This window comes from Streptomyces flavidovirens DSM 40150 (assembly GCF_000429085.1).
In the GTDB taxonomy this organism is placed as follows: Bacteria; Actinomycetota; Actinomycetes; order Streptomycetales; family Streptomycetaceae; genus Streptomyces; species Streptomyces flavidovirens.
Map to the genome: position 1 here is coordinate 58,102 of NZ_AUBE01000001.1, position 18,589 is coordinate 76,690.

Genomic DNA, 18,589 nt, shown 5'->3' on the forward strand with positions numbered 1-18,589 from the left:
ACAGAAATTCTTTCGCGGAGCCACGGGAAGCGATGTCTATCAGGCTAGATGGGGATAAATCAGCGACGGTTCCGGATCGGGTACGGCGGATCCTCCGGGGTCCGCGGCCCGAGCGGGTGCCCTCTCTCGTCGGTACGGCGTGCACCGTCGTAGGCCTCCTCGACATAGCCGCCGGCGTCTTCCCGCGCTTCCGGCACAGCAGGATGCACGCCTTCGCCGAGGTGCTCCCCGGCGCGCTCGGCCCGTTCGCGGCCGCTCTGGCGATCAGCGCGGGCGTACTGCTGCTGCTTCTCGCGCACGGCCTCAAGCGCCACAAGCGCCGCGCCTGGCGGGCCGCCGTGGTCCTGCTGCCCGCCGGAGCGGCGGCGCAGTTCATCTACCGCAACTCGGTCATCGGCGTACTGATCTCGCTCGCACTGCTCTGGCTCCTGCTGCGCCACCGCGGCGAGTTCGCCGCCCTGCCCGACCCGCGCAGCCGCTGGAAGGCGCTCGCGAACTTCTTCCTCCTCGGCGCCGGTTCGCTCGGGCTCGGCCTCGTCATTGTCAGCTCGCACCCGGCGAAGGTCGTCGGAAACCCGAGCGTGGCGGAGCGCCTGGAGCACGTCCTGTACGGGCTCTTCGGCTTCGAGGGCCCCGTCGACTACGCGGGCCGGGTCTCCTGGACCGTCGGTTACTCGCTCGGCGCCCTCGGCCTGCTCACCGCCGTCACCACCATCTACCTGGCCCTGCGGCCCGAGCACCCGGCGGCCCGCCTCACCCCCGACGACGAACAGCGGCTGCGCGAGCTGCTGGCCAGGCACGGCGGCCGCGACTCCCTCGGCCACTTCGCGCTGCGCCACGACAAGGCCGTCGTCTTCTCACCCAGCGGCAAGGCCGCCGTCACCTACCGCGTCGTCTCCGGCGTGATGCTCGCCAGCGGCGACCCGATCGGCGACGTGGAGGCTTGGCCGGGCGCCATCGAACGCTTCATGGACGAGGCCAAGGCCCACTCCTGGACGCCAGCCGTGATGGGCTGCAGCGAGACCGGAGGCGAGGTGTGGACCCGCGAGACCGGGCTCGACGCGCTGGAGCTCGGCGACGAAGCGGTGGTGCACGTGCCGGATTTCTCCCTCGCCGGGCGCGCGATGCGCAACGTACGCCAGATGGTCAAGCGCATTGAACGCAGCGGCTACGAGACACGGGTACGCCGCGTCCGCGACCTCGGCGACGCCGAGCTGGACCGCATCCGGCGGGCCGCCGCCGACTGGCGCGGCACCGACACCGAGCGCGGCTTCTCGATGGCGCTCGGCCGCATCGGGGACCCCGGCGACGGGGACTGCGTGATCGCTACCGCTCACAAGCCGGACGCGACGGACGGTGCGCCCGGCGCGGACTCGGCGTACGGCGACCTGAAGGCCGTACTCCACTTCGTCCCGTGGGGGACGGACGGCATGTCCCTGGACCTGATGCGCCGCGACCGCTCCGCCGACCCCGGCATGAACGAACTGCTGATCGTCGCCGCACTCCAGGCCGCTCCCCGGCTGGGCGTCGACCGTGTCTCGCTCAACTTCGCGATGTTCCGCTCCGCGCTCGCACGCGGCGAGAAGATCGGTGCGGGACCGGTGCTGCGTGTGTGGCGCGGCCTGCTGGTCTTCCTCTCGCGCTGGTTCCAGATCGAGTCGCTGTACAAGTTCAACGCCAAGTTCCGGCCCCGGTGGGAACCGCGCTTCGTCGTCTTCCGCACCACCCGCGACCTGCCCCGCATCGGTTTCGCCGCGATGCAGGCGGAGGGCTTCGTCACGCTGGCGCTGCCCCGCCCGTTCGCCCGCCGCGCCACGGCCGCCCGTCGGCGGCCGTGCGCGCACCTGGAACCGGTGCTCAGCCGACGGTGATCGCGATCTTGCCGCGGGTGTGGCCCTCCATGCTCAGCCGCAGGGCGTCGGCGGCCTTCTCCAGCGGGAAGACGGCGGCGACGTCGACACGCAGCGCGCCACGCTCGGCCAGCTCCGTCAGTGCCGCCAGGTCGGCGGCGTCGGGGCGTACGAAGACGTAGCTGCCGCCGAGGCCGAGGACCGAGCCGTCCGCGATCGAAGCCAGTCGGCCGCGGGGGGCGAGGAGGGCGGGCGAGAGCTGGAGCGCGTCACCGCCGACGAGGTCGAGCACGGCGTCGACGCCTTCGGGCGCGAGCGCCTTGACGCGGTCGGCCAGCCCTTCGCCGTACGCCACGGGGGTGGCCCCCAGGGAGCGCAGGTAGGCGTGGTTGCGCTCGCTCGCCGTGCCGATGACCCGGACGCCGAGGGCGCGCGCGATCTGCACCGCGAGCGAACCGACGCCGCCGGCCGCCGCGTGCACCAGTACGGTCTCCCCCTCGGCGGCCTTGAGCTGGTGGACGAGCGCCTGGTACGCGGTGAGGCCGGCCAGCGGCAGCCCCGCGGCCTCCTCGAAGGAGAGGTTGGCGGGCTTGCGGGCGAGCGTGCGCACGGGCGCGGCGACGTACTCGGCGAAGGTGCCGCGCGAGACGAAGTCCTCACGTACGTACCCGATGACCTCGTCGCCCGGCGCGAACTCGGTCACCGCGGCGCCCGCCTGCTCGACGACACCCGCGACGTCCCAGCCGGGTATGACGGGGAAGACCGCGTCGAGGACGGAATCGAGGTAGCCGGCCTGGATCTTCCAGTCGACGGGGTTGACGGAGGCCGCCTTGACGCGGACCAGCACGGAGTCGGGGCCGAGCTTCGGCTCCGGCACGTCTTCGTAGCTGAGAACGTCCGGGCTGCCGTAGGTGCGGTACGTGATGGCCTTCATGGTGGTACTCCTGTGAGCGTCGGGACGTGCTTGCTGCTATTACTTGATGACCTCAAGCAATAAACAGACCGTAGACCTCAATGTTTGAGATAGTCAAGTACATCGCGATAGGCTGGCGGCATGGCAGAGACGATTCCCACCAAAGCCCAGTTGATGGAGCGGCTCGCCGACTCCTTCAGCGGCTACTACGGCGACTTCTCGCTCGCCGCCGCCGACGCGGGCCTCAGCGCGAGCCAGGCCAAGACCCTCGGCGTGCTGCGCGCGGCCCCCGCCTCCATGCGCGCCCTGGCGACCACCCTGGCCTGCGACGCCTCCAACATCACGGGCATCGTCGACCGGCTGGAGAAGCGCGATCTCGTACGCCGCGAGGTCAGCCCCACCGACCGGCGGGTCAAGAACGTCGTCCTCACCCCTGCGGGCGAGGAGACCGTCGACGCCATCCGCGCCCGTATGCACACCACCCATGCCGCCCTCGACGCTCTGGACGACGCCGACCGCGCCGCCCTCTACGACCTCCTCGGCCGCGTCTTCTGCGGTTCGCGCGGTCCGCGCGGCACCGCCTGACGCCTACGCTGGACGCATGAGTACGTTGCGCACGCGTGGCCGGGTCGAGGGTCTGCCGGAGTGGGACCGCTGTGCGGTGATGGGGGTCGTCAACGTGACGCCGGACTCCTTCTCCGACGGCGGACGCTGGTTCGACACGGGCGCCGCGGTCAAGCGGGGCCTCGAGCTCGTCGCCGAGGGCGCCGACCTGATCGACGTCGGCGGCGAGTCGACCCGCCCCGGCGCATCCCGCGTCGACGCCGACGAAGAGCTGAAACGGGTGATCCCCGTGGTGCGCGGCCTCGCGTCCGAGGGCGTCACCGTCTCCGTGGACACCATGCGGGCCGCCGTCGCCGAGAAAGCGGTCGCGGCCGGCGCCGCCCTGGTCAACGACGTCAGCGGCGGCCTGGCCGATCCGGCCATGATCCCGGCCGTCGCGGCGGCCGGAGCCCCGTTCGTCGTCATGCACTGGCGCGGCTTCAGCGAGCAGATGAACAGCCTGGCGGTGTACGCCGATGTGGTCGGCGAGGTCGTTTCCGAGCTGCACGCGCGCGTGGAGGCCGTCATCGCGGGGGGCATCGCCCCCGAGCGCATCGTCATCGACCCGGGCCTCGGCTTCGCCAAGCAGGCCGGACACGACCTGGCCCTGGTCGCCCATCTCGCCGAACTGCGCGCCCTCGGCCACCCCCTCCTGGTGGCCGCCTCCCGCAAGAGGTTCCTCGGCCACGTCCTCGCGGCCGACGCCGGGGAGGGAGCCACCCCGCCGCCCGCCCGCGAACGGGACGCCGCCACCGCCGCCGTCTCCGCCATCGCCGCCCATGAGGGCGCCTGGGCGGTGCGCGTCCACGAGGTACGGGCGACCGCCGACGCCGTACGGGTCGCCAGGGCCGTAGAGGGAGCCCTGTGAGCCGCGCGCGCACGGACGTCGAGCAGGTCGAACAGGCCAACACGGCGTTCTACGAAGCCGTGGAACGCGGCGACTTCGACGAGCTGTCGGTGCTCTGGATGAACGACGAGATCTCCTGCGTCCACCCCGGTTGGCCCGTGCTGTCGGGGCGCGGCGAGGTGCTGCGCTCGTACGCGCTGATCATGGCGAACACGGAGTACATCCAGTTCTTCCTGACCGATGTGAAGGTGACGGTCCTGGGCGACACCGCCCTGGTGGTCTGCACCGAGAACACCCTCAGCGGCGGCCCGGCCGAGGAGGCGGGCGAACTCGGCCCGCTCGTCGGCCAGCTGATCGTCGCCACCAATGTGTTCCGCCGCACACAGGACGGCTGGAAACTGTGGTCGCACCACGCGTCCCCCGTTCTGACCGAAAACGGTGAGGAAGAGGACGACGAGACACCCGCCTGAGTGGGTAGGGGCCTGTGGAAGGTTGGCGTCCGAAGCCCTTGGGTAGGGGCGGCTACCAGCCCCAAGAGCTTGTGTCCATAGCCCCCGTGGGCGCCCGGTGTCAGTGCTCGCAGGTAGATTCGGGTGAGGGTGGCAGGCCGACCGCACTCGGCAGGCGCCCTCGTTCTCTACGACAGCAGGAGTGATTCGCGTGGATCGTGTCGCGCTGCGCGGCCTCAAGGCCCGCGGGCACCACGGCGTGTTCCCCCGGGAGCGCGAGGAAGGCCAGACCTTCATCGTGGACCTGGTTCTCGGCCTCGACACCCGCCCCGCGGCGGCCGACGACGACCTGGCGAAGACCGTGCACTACGGCGTCGTGGCGGAGGAGGTCGTGGACGTCGTCCAGGGCGAACCGGTCGACCTGATCGAGACACTCGCCGAGCGGATCGCCCAGCGGTGCCTCAAGCACGATGGGGTGAAGGAGGTCGAGGTCTGCGTCCACAAGCCGGACGCCCCGATCACGGTCCCCTTCGACGACGTGACCATCACCATCACCCGGAGCCGAGTATGAACCGCACCCAGAGCGACCCGACCGTGCAGCCGGTGCCCGCCTCCGTGGTGGAACAGGTGGACGCCGCCGACATCACGCTGTCCAACCCGAAATGGGCCGTGATCTCCCTCGGCTCGAATCTGGGCAACCGCCTGGAGACCATCCAGGGCGCGATCGACGCCCTGGAGGACACGCCGGGCCTGCGGGTCAAGGCCGTCTCTCCGGTGTACGAGACGGAGCCCTGGGGCGTCGACCCCGGCTCCCAGCCGTCGTACTTCAACGCCGTCGTCGTCGTCAAGACCACCCTGCCGCCGGCCTCCCTGCTGGAGCGCGGCCAGGCCATCGAGGAAGCCTTCGACCGGGTCCGCGAGGAGCGCTGGGGGCCGCGCACGATCGACGTGGACATCGTGGCCTACGCCGACGTGGTGTCCGAGGACCCGCTCCTCACCCTGCCGCACCCCCGCGCCCACGAGCGCGCCTTCGTGCTCGCCCCGTGGCACGACGTGGACCCGGAAGCCCAACTGCCGGGCCGCGGCCCCGTCGCGGACCTGCTGACCGGCGTCGGCGCCCACGGCGTACTGGCCCGCCCCGATCTGGAACTCCGTCTGCCCGAGTAGTCGTTAGGCTGACGGACGGCATCAACCGGACGAACGATCATGACCGGCTGGGACATGAACCGCTGCGACATGAACCGCTTGACATGAACCGATGTGAGGGGCGCTCTCGGTGAAGCAACTTCGGCTCGGCGTACTGGCCGGTCTCTTCGCCGTGGCGGGCGTCCTGTCCTGGGGCGGGGCCCGCCTCTGGGACACCGTCGGCACGCTGCCGAGCGTGCCGCTCGCGGCGCCCGTCGTACTGGCCGTGATCGCCGTCGTGCTCCTCGCGACCGCGCTGTCGATCCGCTCCCGGCTGCGCGCCCAGCGCGAGCGGCGGCCGGGCGCCAAGGGCGTGGAGCCGCTGATGGCGGCCCGCGCGGTGGTATTCGGCCAGGCGAGCGCTCTCGTGGCGTCGCTGGTCTGCGGGATGTACGGCGGCGTGGGCGTCTACCTGCTGATGAACAGCCTCGACGTCCCGGCCCGCCGGGATCAGGCCATTTACGCGGGCCTGGCCGTCCTGGCGGGCGCGGGCGTCGTCGCGGCGGCGTTCTTCCTGGAACGGGTCTGCAAGCTCCCGGACGACGAGGAAACCGGCGCGGCTCCCACCGTCTGAGCCGTGTGAGCCTCCAGCCGTCTGAGCCGTCTCGCGAGAAGACGAGGCGATCAGCGAGCCATGATCAGGCTCATCGCCTCGTTGCGCGTCGCCACGTCGCGGAGCTGCCCGCGCACCGCCGAGGTGAGGGTCTTCGCGCCCGGCTTGCGGATGCCACGCATCGACATGCACATGTGCTCGCACTCGATGACCACGATCACACCGCGCGGCTCCAGGATCTCCATCAGGGAGTCGGCGACCTGCGTGGTGAGCCGCTCCTGCACCTGCGGGCGGCGGGCGAAGACGTCGACCAGCCGCGCCAGCTTCGACAGGCCGGTGATCTTCCCGCTGGTCGCCGGGATGTAGCCGACGTGGGCGACACCGCGGAACGGAACCAGGTGATGTTCACAGGTGCTGAAGACCTCGATGTCCTTGACCAGGATCATCTCGTCGTGGCCGAGGTCGAACGTCGTCGTCAGCACGTCCTCGGGCTGCTGCCACAGCCCTGCGAATATCTCCCTGTACGCCCGCGCCACGCGCCCCGGCGTCGCCCGCAGTCCCTCTCGGTCGGGGTCCTCTCCGATCGAGATGAGAAGCTCGCGTACGGCGTTCTCGGCCCGCTTCTCGTCGAACTCGCCGATGGTGCCCTCGCCGTCCAACGTCACCGGGTCGGTCATCTGTGCCTCGTTCCTGTGCTCTCACATGCCGCAATCGGGCGGTCTTAGAAATGCCGCGCCGAAAACGCCGCGTCCCCCAGGCTAAAACCTGGGGGACGCGGCGTACATTCCGGGCCCCGTGGGACCCGGATGATCAGCTCTCGGGGCGCTCCTCCGGGACCGCCTCAGTGGCCGGGTGGTCCACCGGGCCGGCCGTCACCGCGGGAGTCACACCGTTGGCAGTGGCGCCATTGGTGAGGGAGAGCTCCTTCGGGGAGAGCACCGGCGGCCGTGTGGACGGCATGCGGCGGGAAGAACCGGTCCACGCGGGGCGGGCCGGGCGCTTCACGATCGGGCTGAAGATCTCGGCGATCTCCTCCTTGTTCAGCGTCTCCTTCTCCAGGAGGGCCAGAACCAGGTTGTCGAGAACGTCGCGGTTCTCGACGAGGATCTCCCACGCCTCGTTGTGCGCGGTCTCGATGAGCTTCTTGACCTCTTCGTCGACCAGCGCGGCGACCTCTTCCGAGTAGTCGCGCTGGTGACCCATGTCACGCCCGAGGAACGGCTCGGAGCCGTCCTGGCCGAACTTGATCGCGCCGAGGCGCTCGGTCATGCCGTACTGCGTGACCATCGCGCGGGCCGTGGCGGTGGCCTTCTCGATGTCGTTCGAAGCGCCCGTGGTCGGGTCGTGGAACACCAGTTCCTCGGCCGCACGGCCGCCCATCATGTAGGCGAGCTGGTCCAGCATCTCGTTGCGCGTGGTCGAGTACTTGTCCTCGTCCGGGAGCACCATCGTGTAACCGAGGGCACGCCCGCGGGACAGGATGGTGACCTTGTGCACCGGGTCGCTGTTCGGGGAAGCCGCCGCGACCAGGGCGTGTCCGCCCTCGTGGTACGCGGTGATCTTCTTTTCCTTCTCGCTCATGATCCGGGTCCGCTTCTGCGGTCCGGCCACGACGCGGTCGATCGCCTCGTCCAGCGCGTGGTTGTCGACCAGCTTCTTGTCCGTACGGGCGGTCAGCAGCGCCGCCTCGTTCAGCACGTTCGCCAGGTCGGCGCCGGTGAAGCCGGGGGTACGACGGGCGACGGCCCGAAGGTCGACTTCCGGCGTGACCGGCTTGCCCTTCGCGTGCACCTTGAGGATCTCGAGGCGGCCCATGAGGTCCGGACGGTCGACCGCGATCTGCCGGTCGAAACGGCCCGGGCGCAGCAGCGCCGGGTCGAGGATGTCCGGCCGGTTGGTGGCGGCGATCAGGATGACGCCGCCCTTCACGTCGAAGCCATCCATCTCGACGAGCAACTGGTTCAGCGTCTGCTCGCGCTCGTCGTGACCGCCGCCCATGCCGGCGCCGCGGTGGCGGCCGACGGCGTCGATCTCGTCGACGAAGACGATCGCCGGAGCGTTCGCCTTGGCCTGCTCGAAGAGGTCACGCACTCGGGAGGCACCGACACCGACGAACATCTCGACGAAGTCGGAACCGGAGATCGAGTAGAACGGGACACCGGCCTCACCTGCGACGGCACGCGCGAGCAGCGTCTTGCCCGTACCGGGCGGGCCGTACAGCAGGACACCCTTGGGGATCTTGGCGCCGACGGCCTGGAACTTCGCCGGCTCCTGGAGGAACTCCTTGATCTCGTGGAGCTCCTCGACCGCCTCGTCGGCGCCCGCCACGTCGGCGAACGTCGTCTTGGGGGTGTCCTTGGTGATGAGCTTGGCCTTGGATTTCCCGAACTGCATGACCCGGGAGCCGCCGCCCTGCATCTGATTCATCAGGAACAGGAAGACGACCACGATCAGGACGAAGGGGAGCAGGGAAAGCAGGATCCCGACGAACGGATTCTGCTTGGAGGGGGAGACCGTGTAGCCCTTGTCGATGTCCCCGCTGTCGAACTTCGACTGCAGCTTGTTGGCGAGCGCGACGCCCTGGTCGCCGATGTAGCTCGCCTGGATCTTGCTGCTGTCCTTGACCTTCTGGCCGTCCCTGAGCTCGACCTTGATGACTTGCTCGTCACCGGTCGTCAGCTTGGCCTGCTTGACCTGGTTCTTGTCGATCGCCTGGACGACCTCGGCAGTGTCCACCGTCTTGTAGCCGCCGGACGAGCCGACAACCTGCATCAACACGACCACGGCGAGGACGGCCAGCACGATCCACATGACCGGCCCACGGAAGTATCGCTTCACGTCCATCCATACGGGGCGGTAGTCGCCCCGTCCCTCCTGCCCGTAGGTAAATGCTGCTGTTTAAAAAGACTGTTCTTCGGACGGTACCCCAGCATTGTCCCCCGCGACTGCCGGGGACGGCTGACGAACCTGCCTTCCCATGCTCCAACGGCGGGGCGGGGGTGGAGGTTCCCGGTGGGTTCCCGGCAGGTTACGGCTCAGCCGCCGTAGACGTGCGGGGCGAGAGTGCCGACGAAAGGCAGGTTCCGGTACTTCTCGGCATAGTCCAGGCCGTAACCGACGACAAACTCGTTCGGAATGTCGAAACCGACCCACTTCACGTCGAGCTGAACCTTCGCCGCCTCCGGCTTGCGCAGCAGCGTGCAGACGTTCAGCGACGCGGGCTCACGCGATCCGAGGTTCGACAGCAGCCAGGAAAGCGTCAGACCCGAGTCGATGATGTCCTCGACGATCAGGACGTGCTTGCCCTTGATGTCGGTGTCGAGATCCTTGAGGATGCGGACCACGCCGGAGGACTGGGTGCCCGCGCCGTACGACGAGACCGCCATCCAGTCCATCGTGACGGGGGTGGAGAGCGCGCGCGCCAGGTCCGCCATCACCATGACGGCGCCCTTGAGGACACCCACGATGAGCAGGTCCTTGCCCGCGTACTCCGCATCGATCTTCGCGGCCAGCTCGGCCAGCTTCGCGTCGATTTCTTCCTTGGTGATGAGCACCGACTTGAGGTCGGTGCCCATGTCCTTCTCGTTCACCGGGGTCACTTTCGTAGTGCTTCAGCGCATCAGCCCTGCCGGATGACCAGTCTGCCACCCTGCCGCTGCGCCTCCACCCGGCCGGGGAGGTTGATGACCCCCTGCCCGCGCCAGCCGGTGATCAGCCGGTCGAGCTCTTCGATGTGCCGCGCGAAGAGCGATCCGGGCGGTGAGCCCGCCGAGATGGCCGCCCGGCGCAGAACGCGGCGGCGTACGGCCGGGGGCAGGGCGTAGAGCTTGGCGCACTCCAGCCGGCCGGCTTCGTCCCGTACGGACGCGTCCGCCTCGGCGGCCCAGTCGTCGAGGGCGTCGGCGTCGTCGCGCGAGAGCTGCGCGGTCCGGGCCAGGGCCCCGACGACTCCCTTGCCGAGCGCCTTCTCCAGGGCCGGCAGGCCGTCGTGGCGCAGCCGCGAGCGGGTGTACGCGGGGTCGGTGTTGTGCGGGTCGTCCCAGACGGGCAGCGACTGCACCATGCAGGCCTTGCGGGCGGTCTGCCGGTCGAGCTGGAGGAACGGCCTGCGGTAGCGCCCCGCGCCGGTCACGGCGGCCATGCCGGACAGCGAGCGGATGCCGGAGCCGCGGGCGAGGCCGAGGAGGACCGTCTCCGCCTGGTCGTCGCGCGTATGGCCGAGCAGGACGGCGGCGGCGCCGTGGCGCTCGGCGGCGGCGTCCAGCGCGGCGTAGCGGGCGTCACGGGCGGCTGCTTCGGGGCCGCCGTCACGGCCGACGGTCACCGCGACGGCCTCGACGGGGTCGAGGCGCAGCGCGGTGAGGCGGTTGACGACCTCGGCGGCCCGCGTGTCGGAGCCCTCCTGGAGGCCGTGGTCGACCGTGACGCCGCCGGCCCGGATGCCGAGCTTGGGCGCCTCGAAGGCGAGGGCGGAGGCGAGTGCCATGGAGTCGGCGCCGCCGGAGCACGCCACCAGCACCAGCGGTGGCGGCGGCTCGTGGGAGGCCGCACCTTCCACGGTGCTCGCGGTGGTGGGCGGGGTGATGTCGTTGAGTACGTCGTGGAGTACGCGGCGGACCGCCAGGCGTATCGCTGCGACCGCAGGATGGGGACCCATGTCCGGTGCCCTTCGGTGAAGTTGGGAGTGCCTCGGGAGAAGAAGCCAGTCACGCAGAGTGCGTCGATGGTGACAGAGACGGGCCATTCCCCGAGCATTGCACGCCTACCCAGCGCTCACGGTCCCTCGGATGGGTGATTGAAGGGGCGTTCTCCTGCCGTCGGCCGCACCCGGATCACTACTCCGCCTTACGGTGCACCCGCGCGACCCAGTCCGCCGGTTTGGCGATCTCCGCCTTGGTGGGGAGGGTGTTCGGGGAGGTCCATACCCGGTTGAAGCCGTCCATTCCGACCTCCTGCACCACAGCCCGTACAAAACGCTCACCGTCACGGTACTGCCGGAGCTTGGCGTCCAGGCCGAGCAGCTTGCGCAGGGCCAGGTCCAGGCGGCCGGCGCCGCGGGCCCTGCGCTGCTGGAACTTCTCGCGGATCTCGGCGACGGACGGCACCACCTCGGGTCCCACCCCGTCCATCACGAAGTCGGCGTGGCCTTCGAGCAGCGACATGACGGCGGTCAGGCGGCCCAGGATCTCGCGCTGGGCGGGGGTCTGGACGATCTCGACGAGGCTGCGGCCGCCGTCCTCGCCCGCCTCGCCCTCGGGACGGCCGCCGGCCAGCGACTGGGCCGCCTCGCGCAGTCGCTCCAGAACGGTCATCGGGTCGACCTCGGTCTCGGCGAGGAACGACTGGATTTCGCCCTCCAGGTGGTCGCGCAGCCAGGGCACGGCCGTGAACTGGGTGCGGTGGGTCTCCTCGTGCAGGCAGACCCAGAGCCGGAAGTCGTGCGGGTCCACTTCGAGCTCCCGCTCGACGTGGACGACGTTCGGGGCGACGAGCAGCAGGCGGCCGCCGCCGGTCCCGGCGGGGAGATCGCGGGAGGGCGGGGCGAAGGTCTCGTACTGCCCGAGGACGCGCGAGGCGAGGAAGGACAGCAGCATGCCGACCTCGACGCCGGTCACCTTGCCGCCGACCGCGCCGAGCACGGCGCCGCCGGGTCCGGAGCCCCGCCGTTCCTCCATCTTGTCGAGGAGGGGCCGCAGGACCTCCCTGAATCCGGCGACGTTCGCCCGGATCCAGCCGGCCCGGTCGACGACGAGGACCGGGGTGTCCTGTGGCTCGTGTCCCTCGGGGATCATCCGCGTGAAGCCGCGGACGTGCTCCTCCGAGGCCTTGGCGTGCCGTCGGAGCTCGGCGACGACGGCGCGCGCCTCGTCCCGGCTCACGTCGGGACCCGGCCTCACCAGTCGGGTCGCGGTCGCCACCGCGAGGTTCCAGTCGACCATCTCCGCACCACCGATGCTCGTCATGCGTCAACCGTACGTTGTCGGGCCGGGCCGCGGTGAGGTGTTGTCCGCCACCTGTGCCCCTGAACTTCCTCAGGGTTCACGTACGCCCCGGCCGCCCCGAGGACGGTCCGCAGCCGCAGTTGGCGATCGTGGAGGCGAGCCGGTCCAGGGCCGACTGGGCGGCGTCGGCTCCTGCGGTGCCGGAGGTGAGGAAGGCGAAGGAGAGGAGCCGGCCGTCCGCGTCGACGACGGTTCCGGCCAGCGTGTGCACGCCGCTGAGGGTGCCGGTCTTGGCGCGGACCATGCCCGTACCGGGTGAGTCCTCGGTGTACCGGTTCTTCAGGGTGCCGCTGAAACCGGCCACCGGCAGGCCGGTCAGGACGGGGCGCAGTTCGGGCCGGGCCGGGTCGGCGGCGCGGGCGAGGAGGCCGGACAGCAGGGCCGCGGACATCCTGTTGGCGCGGTCGAGGCCGCTGCCGTCGGCGAAACGGGCGCCGGACAGCGGCAGCCGGAGCTTCTTCAGCCGGGACTCGACGGCCTTGCCGGCGCCTTCGAAGCCGGCCGGCTGGTCCGAGGCGAGCGCGGTCTGGCGGGCGAGGGCCTCGGCGATGTCGTTGTCGCTGTGGGTGAGGGTGCGCTCGACGAGGGCGGACAGGGGCGCGGAGAGGACCCTGGCGACCGGTTCGGCGTTGCCGGGGCCCTTGCCGGGTGAGGTGGCGCCCCTGGTCCCGACGCCGCGCTCGCGCAGCATGTCCGCGAACGCGCGGGCGGCGTCGCCCGCCGGGTCGGTGCTGCGCGGGGCGGGGCCGCTGCGGGAGCCGTCGAGCCGGCCCTCCTCGATCATCAAGGGACTGACGGGGCTGATGTTCTCGTTGGGACTGATGGGGTGAAGCTCGGGTCCCGAGTACAGCGTGGCGTCGTACGAGAGCTCCGTCTCTTCGGCGCCGCGGTCCCGCAGCGCCCGTACGGTGTCGTCGGCCAGCGAGGCCAGGTCGTCCCGGTCCAGCGTCGGGTCGCCGCCGCCGACCAGCACCGTCTTCCTGCCGTCCGGGGCCGCGGTGACGGTGGTGGCGATGCGGTGGTCGGGGCCGAGGGCCAAGAGCGCGGCGGCCGCCGTCGCGATCTTGATGGTGGAGGCCGGAATCATGCCGTCCGCGTCGCCCTTCCCGTACACCTGCGTGCCGGTCGCGGTGTCGATCACCGACGCGGTGGTGCGCAGCGTGCCGAGCTCGGGGTCGCGCAGCAGCGGATCCAGGGCGTCCGCGAGACCGCTCCTGGCGGGCGGCGGTACGGGCGCGCCGAGCGCGGTGAGCACGCCGGGCGCGCTGGGGGCGGGCGCCGGGACGGAGCCCGCGGGGGGCTCGTGATGTGCGCCACCCTTCCCGGCTCCATGGGCCCGCGAGGTGCCCGCCGGGTCCTGGGAGGCGGCGCGGACCCGCTCGGCCTTACGCTGACCGGAGTCCCAGGGGCCCGCAGCGGCCACCGCCCCGGCGGAGAGGGCAAGACCGGCGACAGCCGCGATCGTCGCGAGCTGCCACGTTCTGCGATCCAGCACCTCGGACCAGCCCCTTTCGCGATCACACACCTGCGTGAGGGACACTTAACCACTGCGTGTTGCCGGGGGCATGACGCCCCGGCTCGTCCGGCCTACCGAACCGGCCGGGAGTCTGGGGGTCGCCCCTCAGAAGGACGCAGCACACCCGGAGTTTGCGCTGATCATGGAGGAACCACCCGTGGAGTTCGACGTCACCATCGAGATTCCGAAGGGTTCGCGGAACAAGTACGAGGTGGACCACGAGACGGGTCGGATCCGCCTGGACCGTCGACTCTTCACTTCCACGAGCTACCCGGCGGACTACGGCTTCGTCGACAACACCCTCGGCGAGGACGGCGACCCGCTGGACGCGCTCGTACTGCTGGACGAGCCCACGTTCCCCGGCTGTGTCATCAAGTGCCGCGCGATCGGCATGTTCCGGATGACCGACGAGGCAGGCGGCGACGACAAGCTGCTGTGCGTCCCGGCGTCGGACCCGCGCGTGGAGCACCTGCGCGACATCCACCACGTGTCGGAGTTCGACCGCCTGGAGATCCAGCACTTCTTCGAGGTCTACAAGGACCTGGAGCCCGGCAAGTCCGTAGAGGGCGCCGACTGGGTCGGCCGCACCGAGGCCGAGGCCGAGGTCGAGGCCTCCTACAAGCGCCTGCAGGCGCAGGGCGGCAGCCACTGACGAGCCCCCCGGCTCGGCTCTGACATCACGGCGGGCGGTGCACCCCAATGGGGGTGCACCGCCCGCCGCGTGTTGAGCGGCGCGCGAGGGGAAGGTGTCCGTCCGCATACTGGGCATGTCTGGCCATGGCTTGAATGTGCCGACGGACTGACTGGATCAAGGAATCGAAGCATCGAAGCGAGGCAAGTAGTGGCGGAGCCGAAACGCGGCGGCAGCGGGGCCGAGAGCGAGGGCCCCGAGGATCGCAAGCCGCAGTCGGACGAGGCGCGCAGCGCCTTCACTCCGCCGGCCGGGGTGGAGCAGCCGGAGCCGCCCGAGGAGAACAGCCCGACCTCCGAGTTCGCCGTTCCGGAGGGGCTGACCACGGGCGAGCACCCCATCCCGCCGGAGGCGTCGGCCTTCGACACCCCGAGCACCTACAGCGCCCGCAACGCGCCGCCCGCGTTCACCCCGGCCCAGGGGATGCCCATGGTCAGGCTGACCAAGGAGGCGCCCTGGCAGGACCGGATGCGTACGCTGCTGCGGATGCCGGTCATGGACCGGCCGGTGCCGGAGCCGGTGCAGCGGCACGACGAGGCCGGGCCCGCCGTACCGCGCGTGCTGGACCTGACGCTGCGTATCGGCGAGCTGCTGCTCGCGGGCGGCGAGGGGGCCGAGGACGTCGAGGCGGCGATGTTCGGCGTGAGCCGGGCGTACGGGCTCGACCGCTGCGAGCCGAACGTGACCTTCACGCTGCTGTCGATCTCCTACCAGCCGTCGCTGGTGGAGGACCCGGTGACGGCGAGCAGGACCGTACGCCGCCGGGGCACCGACTACACGCGGCTGGCGGCGGTCTACCACCTGATCGACGACATCACGTCTCCGGACACCGACGTCACGCTGGAGGAGGCGTACCGCACGCTCGCGGAGATACGCCGTAACCGTCACCCGTATCCGGGCTGGGCGCTGACGTCGGCCAGCGGGCTGCTGGCCGGTGCGGCTTCCGTGCTGGTCGGCGGTGGGCCTGTGGTGTTCCTGGCGGCCGCGATCGGAGCGATGCTCGGTGACCGGCTGGCGTGGCTGTGCGCCGGGCGCGGGCTGCCGGAGTTCTACCAGTTCGTGGTGGCGGCGATGCCGCCCGCCGCGATGGGGGTGGCGCTCACGCTGGCACCGACGACGACGATGTGGGACGTCCGGCCGTCCGCCGTGATCACCGGTGGGCTGTTCGCGCTGCTGCCGGGGCGGGCCCTGGTCGCGGGCGTACAGGACGGTCTGACCGGCTACTACATCACCGCGTCGGCGCGGTTGCTCGAAGTCATGTACTTCTTCATCGCGATCGTCATCGGCGTGCTGGTCGTGCTCTATCTGGGCGTGCAACTGGACGCCGAGCTGCACGCGGCGACGTCGCTGGAGACCGTGGAGCGGCCGGTGACGCAGATCCTGGCGTCGATGCTGCTCTGTTTCGCCTTCGCGATCCTGCTACAGCAGGAACGTAACACCGTGCTGATCGTGACCCTGAACGGCGGAGTGGCCTGGATCGTGTACGGCGCGATGCACGACGTCGGCGAGATCTCCGCGGTGGCCTCGACGGCGGTCGCGGCCGGTGTGGTGGGCCTCTTCGGCCAGCTGTTCTCGCGCTACCAGTACGCGTCGGCGCTGCCGTACGTCACGGCGGCGATCGGTCCGCTGCTGCCGGGCTCGTCGACGTACTTCGGTCTGCTGGGCATCGCGCAGAACGATCTGAACCAGGGGCTCGCGTCCCTGTCGAAGGCGGCGGCCCTGTCACTGGCCATCGCCATCGGGGTGAATCTGGGTGGCGAGATCTCCCGGCTGTTCCTGAAGGTGCCGGGGGCGGGCCGTGGGGCGAGCCGCCGCGCGGCCAAGCGGACGCGCGGCTTCTAGGCTCTGGGCACCGGGTCAGCGCTTGGCGTGGCGGCCGCGCGAGGCCGGGGGCGTGCCGTCGGCCGGGCCGCCGCTCTCGACGGCTGCGGCCTTCTTACCCTTGCCGCGGGCGCGCAGGTACTCGATGACGATCGGGAGCACCGAGACCAGCACGATCAGGATCAGGATCGCTTCGATGTGCTTGTGGACGAAGTCGACCTTGCCGAGCGAGGCGCCGAGCAGCGTGACGCCCGCGCCCCACAGCACACCACCGATGATGTTGAACGTGATGAACGAGCGGTAGTTCATCCGGCTCACGCCGGCGATGATCGGCGTGAAGGTACGGACGATCGGCACGAAGCGGGCCAGGACCAGCGACTTGGGGCCGTACTTCTCGAAGAAGTCGTGGGCCTTCTCGACGTTCTCCTGTTTGAAGAGCCGGGAGTCCGGCCGGGTGAAGAGGGCAGGTCCGACCTTGCGGCCGAAGAGATAGCCGACCTGGTCACCGATGATCGCCGCGAGGACGACCAGGGTGCAGACCAGCCACAGCGGGGTTTTCAGGGCGCCCGTGGTCACCAGCAGTCCGGTGGTGAACAGCAGCGAGTCGCCCGGCAGGAAGAAGCCGATGAGCAGGCCGGACTCGGCGAACACGATGACCAGCAGGCCGATCAGACCGAACTGCTCCAGCAGATAATTCGGCTCCAGCCAGCTCGGTCCGAGCGCAAGCGTATTCACGGGTACCGGGCTCCAGGGTGGGATCGTCTGCGGGTTTGCTGCCCAAAGCTATCAACGCCACCGGGGATCTCCTGGTTCCAGCGACCGGTTACGGTACGGCCACGGAGCGCCTCCGGGGCCGCACTTGAACCGTTCGCCCGGCCGCGCGCTACGCGTGACGTGCGGCGTTGGCCAGGATCGCCTCGCGCAAGTAGGCAGCCAGGCCCGGCTTCGCCGCGTCGATGGACGCCGTGAAGCGCTCGTCCGTGACGTACATCTCGGCGAGACAGACGTGCATGTCGTAGCCGCAGTCGTAGTAATTGCGGCTGATCTGGGCGCGGTGCTCCTCCGCGAGGTCCATGGCCCGGACGGAGCCGGGCGCGGCGCCCGCCTCCATGGCGGCGACCAGGCGGGCGGTGTTCTCCTCCCCCTCCGCCTTGATCCGCAGCCAGTCCTCCTTGGTGTACGACGCGGCCTTGCGCTGCGACTCCTTGTACGCGTCGCTGGTGCCCCAGCGCTGCGCGGCCTCCTCGGCGTACTGATCGGGATCGTGGTCGCCGAAGACCTCGAACTTCTCTTCCGGGGTGAGATTGATGCCCATCTTCCGTGCCTCCAAGGCGTTTTCGACGGCGGCGGCCATCGCCTGCAGTTTCGCGATCCGGCCGGACAGCAGCTCGTGCTGGCGCCGCAGGTGCTCCCGCGGGTCCACGTCCGGATCGTCGAGGAGGGCCGCCACCTCGTCGAGCGGGAAGCCGAGCTCCCGGTAGAACAGGATCTGCTGCAGCCGGTCGAGGTCGGCGTCGTCATAGCGCCGGTGGCCCGCCTGGCTGCGGCCGCCCGGAGAGAGCAGCCCGATCTCGTCGTAGTGGTGCAGTGTGCGCACCGTCACTCCGGCGAATTTGGCGACCTGTCCAACGGAGTAGCTCATCGCTTTCCGCTCCTTCTTCTCGGTACGCGTCTGAGCCTGAGCCCTCACGTCACGTCAGGTGCAAGCCCCGTTCGCCACGGTTGCCGGCCCGGCAACGCGCGGCTCAGCCCCGGGTCTCGCCGCGCTCCAGAGCCACCAGCTCGAAGGCCGTCTTGCCGTCCAGGCTCTCGCGGATGATGTCGGCGTGCCCTGCGTGCCTGGACATCTCGGTGATCAGCCGGAGCAGCAGCCAGCGCATCGACACCCGCTCCGAGTCGGGGAACCACGGCTCGTCGGGCAGCGCGAAGGTGTCGTCCGCGACAGCTCGCTCGCGCTCGGCCTGGTCGCCGCCTGTTCGTCCGTCAGGCCCAGCAGCGCCCTGCGGACGCCGCCGCGCTCGGCGTCCAGGAAGGCCAGGAGCGCGCCGCGCTCGTCGCCGGGGGCCTCTGCGTTCACGTGTACGACCATGGCGTCCGCCTCTTCTCGTCGTCGAACTGACAAGAAGCAAGCTACGAGCCCTTGCGGACAGGGTCTGTCC

18 protein-coding genes and 1 pseudogene are annotated in these 18,589 nt (G+C 70.3%); 9 read left to right on the forward strand and 10 right to left on the reverse strand.

The annotated features are described in order from the left end of the window. The first annotated feature begins 32 nt into the window (after positions 1–32). Complete coding sequence (locus G412_RS0100260) at positions 33–1,871, forward strand: phosphatidylglycerol lysyltransferase domain-containing protein (RefSeq protein WP_051338016.1); 1,839 nt, start codon at positions 33–35, stop codon at positions 1,869–1,871. On the opposite strand, the gene G412_RS0100265 is transcribed toward G412_RS0100260, so the two are convergent. Beyond that, positions 1,858–2,784, reverse strand: a complete 927-nt coding sequence (locus G412_RS0100265; protein ID WP_028810313.1) for an NADP-dependent oxidoreductase — start codon at positions 2,782–2,784, stop codon at positions 1,858–1,860. The genes G412_RS0100260 and G412_RS0100265 overlap by 14 nt on opposite strands. Positions 2,785–2,904: 120 nt before the next feature. On the opposite strand from G412_RS0100265, the gene G412_RS0100270 reads away from it, so the two are divergent. From G412_RS0100270 to G412_RS0100295, 6 genes are all read left to right on the forward strand, one after another. After that, a complete protein-coding gene (locus tag G412_RS0100270) occupies positions 2,905–3,348 on the forward strand; it encodes a MarR family winged helix-turn-helix transcriptional regulator (RefSeq protein ID WP_028810314.1) in 444 nt (147 codons plus the stop codon). A gap of 16 nt (positions 3,349–3,364) precedes the next feature. Next, positions 3,365–4,234, forward strand: a complete 870-nt coding sequence (gene folP / locus G412_RS0100275; protein WP_078606695.1) for a dihydropteroate synthase — start codon at positions 3,365–3,367, stop codon at positions 4,232–4,234. Further along, a complete protein-coding gene (locus G412_RS0100280; RefSeq protein WP_028810316.1) occupies positions 4,231–4,683 on the forward strand; it encodes a nuclear transport factor 2 family protein in 453 nt (150 codons plus the stop codon). The genes folP and G412_RS0100280 overlap by 4 nt, the downstream gene beginning before the upstream one ends. A gap of 190 nt (positions 4,684–4,873) precedes the next feature. Next, on the forward strand, positions 4,874–5,233 hold the full coding sequence (gene folB / locus G412_RS0100285; protein ID WP_028810317.1) for a dihydroneopterin aldolase: 360 nt from the start codon (positions 4,874–4,876) through the stop codon (positions 5,231–5,233). Further along, entirely contained in the window at positions 5,230–5,829 is a 600-nt protein-coding gene (gene folK / locus G412_RS0100290; RefSeq protein ID WP_028810318.1) for a 2-amino-4-hydroxy-6-hydroxymethyldihydropteridine diphosphokinase, read from the forward strand. Before folB ends, folK begins: the two co-directional genes overlap by 4 nt. 109 nt (positions 5,830–5,938) lie before the next feature. After that, positions 5,939–6,421: a DUF3180 domain-containing protein gene (locus tag G412_RS0100295; RefSeq protein WP_028810319.1), complete on the forward strand. Its 483-nt coding sequence runs from the start codon at positions 5,939–5,941 to the stop codon at positions 6,419–6,421. Positions 6,422–6,471: 50 nt separating this feature from the next. Here G412_RS0100295 and folE read toward each other — a convergent pair whose 3' ends face one another. The 6 genes from folE to dacB all read right to left on the reverse strand — a co-directional run bounded on the left by folE (position 6,472) and on the right by dacB (position 13,897). Further along, positions 6,472–7,077: a GTP cyclohydrolase I FolE gene (gene folE / locus G412_RS0100300; RefSeq protein ID WP_028810320.1), complete on the reverse strand. Its 606-nt coding sequence runs from the start codon at positions 7,075–7,077 to the stop codon at positions 6,472–6,474. 133 nt (positions 7,078–7,210) lie between these two features. Then, positions 7,211–9,244 carry an ATP-dependent zinc metalloprotease FtsH gene (ftsH, locus tag G412_RS0100305; RefSeq protein WP_028810321.1) on the reverse strand — a complete coding sequence of 678 codons (2,034 nt, stop codon included), beginning with the start codon at positions 9,242–9,244 and terminating at the stop codon, positions 7,211–7,213. Positions 9,245–9,435: 191 nt separating this feature from the next. After that, the gene (gene hpt, locus G412_RS0100310; protein WP_037647340.1) at positions 9,436–9,975 is read right to left on the reverse strand and encodes a hypoxanthine phosphoribosyltransferase; all 540 of its coding nucleotides are present in this window, start codon (positions 9,973–9,975) and stop codon (positions 9,436–9,438) included. A 44-nt stretch (positions 9,976–10,019) separates the two neighbouring features. Then, positions 10,020–11,057, reverse strand: a complete 1,038-nt coding sequence (tilS, locus tag G412_RS0100315) for a tRNA lysidine(34) synthetase TilS (protein WP_028810323.1) — start codon at positions 11,055–11,057, stop codon at positions 10,020–10,022. Between the two features lie 178 nt (positions 11,058–11,235). Continuing rightward, positions 11,236–12,363, reverse strand: a complete 1,128-nt coding sequence (locus G412_RS0100320) for a zinc-dependent metalloprotease (RefSeq protein WP_028810324.1) — start codon at positions 12,361–12,363, stop codon at positions 11,236–11,238. Between the two features lie 76 nt (positions 12,364–12,439). Next, complete coding sequence (dacB, locus tag G412_RS0100325; RefSeq protein ID WP_028810325.1) at positions 12,440–13,897, reverse strand: D-alanyl-D-alanine carboxypeptidase/D-alanyl-D-alanine endopeptidase; 1,458 nt, start codon at positions 13,895–13,897, stop codon at positions 12,440–12,442. 178 nt (positions 13,898–14,075) lie between these two features. Between dacB and G412_RS0100330 the strand changes: the two genes are divergently transcribed. Together G412_RS0100330 and G412_RS0100335 are read left to right on the forward strand one after the other, a co-directional pair. Then, positions 14,076–14,570, forward strand: a complete 495-nt coding sequence (locus G412_RS0100330; protein ID WP_028810326.1) for an inorganic diphosphatase — start codon at positions 14,076–14,078, stop codon at positions 14,568–14,570. A gap of 189 nt (positions 14,571–14,759) precedes the next feature. Further along, on the forward strand, positions 14,760–16,451 hold the full coding sequence (locus tag G412_RS0100335; RefSeq protein ID WP_028810327.1) for a threonine/serine exporter family protein: 1,692 nt from the start codon (positions 14,760–14,762) through the stop codon (positions 16,449–16,451). 15 nt (positions 16,452–16,466) lie between these two features. Here the strand turns inward: G412_RS0100335 and G412_RS0100340 are convergent, their stop codons facing one another. The 3 genes and pseudogenes from G412_RS0100340 to G412_RS32675 all read right to left on the reverse strand — a co-directional run bounded on the left by G412_RS0100340 (position 16,467) and on the right by G412_RS32675 (position 18,519). Beyond that, the gene (locus G412_RS0100340; protein ID WP_028810328.1) at positions 16,467–17,165 is read right to left on the reverse strand and encodes a DedA family protein; all 699 of its coding nucleotides are present in this window, start codon (positions 17,163–17,165) and stop codon (positions 16,467–16,469) included. Between the two features lie 148 nt (positions 17,166–17,313). Then, complete coding sequence (locus G412_RS0100345) at positions 17,314–18,072, reverse strand: MerR family transcriptional regulator (protein ID WP_028810329.1); 759 nt, start codon at positions 18,070–18,072, stop codon at positions 17,314–17,316. A 103-nt stretch (positions 18,073–18,175) separates the two neighbouring features. Then, positions 18,176–18,519: pseudogene (locus G412_RS32675) on the reverse strand (mycothiol transferase). Positions 18,520–18,589 lie beyond the last annotated feature (70 nt).

Coding starts and splice junctions, on each gene's coding strand:
- tilS (WP_028810323.1), bottom strand. CDS start 11,057: ATGGGTCCCCATCCTGCGGTCGCAGCGATACGCCTGGCGGTCCGCCGC.
- G412_RS0100265 (WP_028810313.1), bottom strand. CDS start 2,784: ATGAAGGCCATCACGTACCGCACCTACGGCAGCCCGGACGTTCTCAGC.
- folP (WP_078606695.1), top strand. CDS start 3,365: ATGAGTACGTTGCGCACGCGTGGCCGGGTCGAGGGTCTGCCGGAGTGG.
- ftsH (WP_028810321.1), bottom strand. CDS start 9,244: ATGGACGTGAAGCGATACTTCCGTGGGCCGGTCATGTGGATCGTGCTG.
- G412_RS0100270 (WP_028810314.1), top strand. CDS start 2,905: ATGGCAGAGACGATTCCCACCAAAGCCCAGTTGATGGAGCGGCTCGCC.
- G412_RS0100345 (WP_028810329.1), bottom strand. CDS start 18,072: ATGAGCTACTCCGTTGGACAGGTCGCCAAATTCGCCGGAGTGACGGTG.
- G412_RS0100260 (WP_051338016.1), top strand. CDS start 33: ATGTCTATCAGGCTAGATGGGGATAAATCAGCGACGGTTCCGGATCGG.
- folK (WP_028810318.1), top strand. CDS start 5,230: ATGAACCGCACCCAGAGCGACCCGACCGTGCAGCCGGTGCCCGCCTCC.
- G412_RS0100320 (WP_028810324.1), bottom strand. CDS start 12,363: ATGACGAGCATCGGTGGTGCGGAGATGGTCGACTGGAACCTCGCGGTG.
- hpt (WP_037647340.1), bottom strand. CDS start 9,975: ATGGGCACCGACCTCAAGTCGGTGCTCATCACCAAGGAAGAAATCGAC.
- folE (WP_028810320.1), bottom strand. CDS start 7,077: ATGACCGACCCGGTGACGTTGGACGGCGAGGGCACCATCGGCGAGTTC.